General features: G+C 66.4%; 3 protein-coding genes. 2 read left to right on the top strand and 1 reads right to left on the bottom strand.

Annotation, left to right across the window (positions count from 1 at the left end; genetic code table 11):
- The coding region (locus ACIQ6O_RS16090; RefSeq protein WP_396208787.1) for a YfiT family bacillithiol transferase at positions 1 to 524 on the bottom strand (524 nt) is incomplete at its 3' end.
- 104 nt (positions 525 to 628) lie between these two features.
- Between ACIQ6O_RS16090 and ACIQ6O_RS16085 the strand changes: the two genes are divergently transcribed.
- Both ACIQ6O_RS16085 and ACIQ6O_RS16080 read left to right on the top strand, forming a co-directional pair.
- On the top strand, positions 629 to 1,372 hold the full coding sequence (locus ACIQ6O_RS16085) for a DUF1080 domain-containing protein (RefSeq protein ID WP_396208786.1): 744 nt from the start codon (positions 629 to 631) through the stop codon (positions 1,370 to 1,372).
- Complete coding sequence (locus ACIQ6O_RS16080) at positions 1,373 to 2,599, top strand: nucleoside permease (protein WP_396208785.1); 1,227 nt, start codon at positions 1,373 to 1,375, stop codon at positions 2,597 to 2,599.
- The last annotated feature ends 46 nt before the right edge of the window (positions 2,600 to 2,645 follow it).

The following is a 2,645-nucleotide window of genomic DNA, read 5'->3' as shown; positions in this document are numbered from 1 at the left end:
TTGCGGATGTGCGCGATGTGGTGGTCCCCATGCCACGCATACATTGCCGCCACGTCGTCCAGGCTCATCCACCCGTTCTCCGGGTGCAGGACGCGGCGCGCGAACTGGTCGGGACTCATGGACGCCAGCACGGTGTGCAGCCGGATGTGCGTGGCCGCGAACAGCGCCACGCTCACGTGCGGAGAGAGTGTGCGGGAATCAGCGAGGCCCACCCACGCATCCTGATCGTATGGCTTGATGGTGGGTTCGTGCTCGGTGAGACCGAGCTTCACGCGGATATAGGCATTCGCGTGGCTGTCGGCCATGTGATGCACCAGTTGCCCGACGGTCCAGCCGCTTGGGCGATACGGTGCGGCGAAATCCTGTTCGTCGAGGCCATCGAGCGCGTCGGCAAGGTGGGCGGGCTGGGCCCCGATGCGTTCGACGTGCTCGGCGCGGACGGCGGCGGTGTAATGCGCCGGCCGTACGAAGCGGCCGATGGGATAGCTCGGATCGTGGGCGGGGGCGTCGGGGCTGTTGGTCATGCCGAAAAACTAGCGGTGGCGCCTCACCATGACGTCTTCCGCCTTTCGTGTACGGGCCCTACCATTGCCGCATCCCCCCTGTTCATTCCGCTGACGGAGCCGTCATGCCGTGTACGATTCGGGGCCGCGGTCGGCCCCGGGCCCACCGGGCGGCCACGCCCCTCCCCATCGCGGTCGCCTTGGCTGCTGCCCTGCTCGCCATGCCCGATGCTCCGTTGCCGGCCCAGACGGCCCCCGTCAGCAAGGCCGGAGCGTGGACCATGCTGTTCGATGGCCGCACGCTGAAAGGCTGGCACAATTACGACACTCCCGGGAAGCCCGTCACGGGCTGGAGCGCCGAGAATGGCGTACTCGTGCGCAGCGGCGAGGGCGGGGATCTCACCACCGACAAGCCGTACGCGAATTTCGAACTCGAGCTCGAGTGGATGGTCGAACGCGGCGGAAACAGCGGCATCATCTATCGCATCGACCACAGTGGGGAGAGGAGCTACGTCAGTGGCCCCGAGATGCAGATCCTTGACGATGCGGTGCACCGCGACGGGAAGAATCCGCTCACGTCGGCCGGGGCCAACTACGCGCTGCACCCCGCGGTGCCAGGGCTCAACAAGGGCGCTGGGGCATGGAATGCCGTGCGTCTCGTGGTGAACGGCACGCACGTCGAGCACTGGCTCAATGGCAAGCAGGTCGTGTCGTACGAGCTCGGATCGGCCGACTGGGAGGCACGCCGCAAGGCGAGCAAGTTCGCTACGGCCGAAAAGTACGGCCGCGCCGCGCGCGGCCACATTGCCCTGCAGGACCACGGGGATCGCGTCTCTTTCCGCAACGTTCGCATCAGGGAGCTGCCGTAAATGAGTACGAAGGCACGGTTGTCGGTGATGATGTTCCTGCAGTACTTCGTCTGGGGCGCCTGGTTCGTAACCATGGGCACGTACCTCGGGCAGACGCTGCACTTCACCGACACGCAGATCGGCAGCGCCTATGGCGCCACGGCCATCGCGGCCATCGTCTCGCCGTTCTTCATGGGGATCGTGGCCGACCGTTTCTTCCCCTCCGAAAAGCTGCTCGCCCTCCTGCATGCGGTGGGGGCGGTGCTGATGTACCTGATGTCCACCCAGACGTCCTTCGGCACGTTCTATCCGCTCCTCCTGGCGTACGCGTTCTGCTACATGCCCACGCTGTCGCTCACGAATTCCATTTCGCTGCACAACGTGAGCGACTCCACGCGCGACTTCCCGGTCATCCGCGTGTTCGGCACCGTGGGGTGGATCGTGGCGTCGGGCGTGCTGGTGGGGTTCGTCCTGCACGCCGATAAGCTTGCGCTGCCCATGCAGATCTCGGCTGCCGGTTCTGCGGCGCTCGCCCTGTTCGCCCTCATGCTGCCGCACACGCCGCCGCGCGCCGCGGGGGCGCCGTTCAGTGTGCGCGACGCGCTCGGCCTCGACGCGCTGCAGCTACTCAAGCGCACCGACTTCGTGATCTTCACGCTCGGTTCGTTCCTGCTCTGCATCCCGCTCCAGTTCTACTACGCGTTCGCCAATCCGTTCATGAACGAGATCGGCGTACCGAACGCCGCCGGCATCATGTCGTTCGGTCAGGCGTCGGAAGTCGGCTTCATGCTGCTGCTCCCCTTCGCGCTGCGGAAGCTGGGCATCAAGTGGATCATGCTCGTGGGCATGCTGGCGTGGGGGCTCCGCTACTTCGCCTTCAGTCGCGGTGACGCGAGTGGCGGCATGGCGCTCATCTACGCGGGCATTCTGCTGCACGGCATCTGCTACGACTTCTTCTTCGTGGCGGGCCAGATCTACACCGACGAGGTGGCGGGCCCCAAGGTGCGCGCGGCGGCCCAAGGCTTCCTCAACCTGGTCACCAACGGGGTCGGCTACTTCGTGGGCGCGTCGGTGTCGGGCTCGGTGGTGAGCCGGTACGCCTCCACCAACGCGGCCGGTGGCGCGGCGCACGACTGGCTGCAGGTGTGGCAGACCGCCGCGATCGGCGCGCTGGTGGTGTTCACGGTGTTCTTCTTCCTCTTCCGCCCATCGGCGTCGGCCAACACGGCCGCGTCTGCGGCGCACTGACCGAGTCCTCCCGATCATGACCCACGCCTCCAACAACGCTGCCTCC

The organism is Gemmatimonas sp. (assembly GCF_044345575.1).
In the GTDB taxonomy this organism is placed as follows: Bacteria; Gemmatimonadota; Gemmatimonadetes; order Gemmatimonadales; family Gemmatimonadaceae; genus Gemmatimonas.
This window is presented reverse-complemented; position numbering and strand designations above follow the sequence as displayed.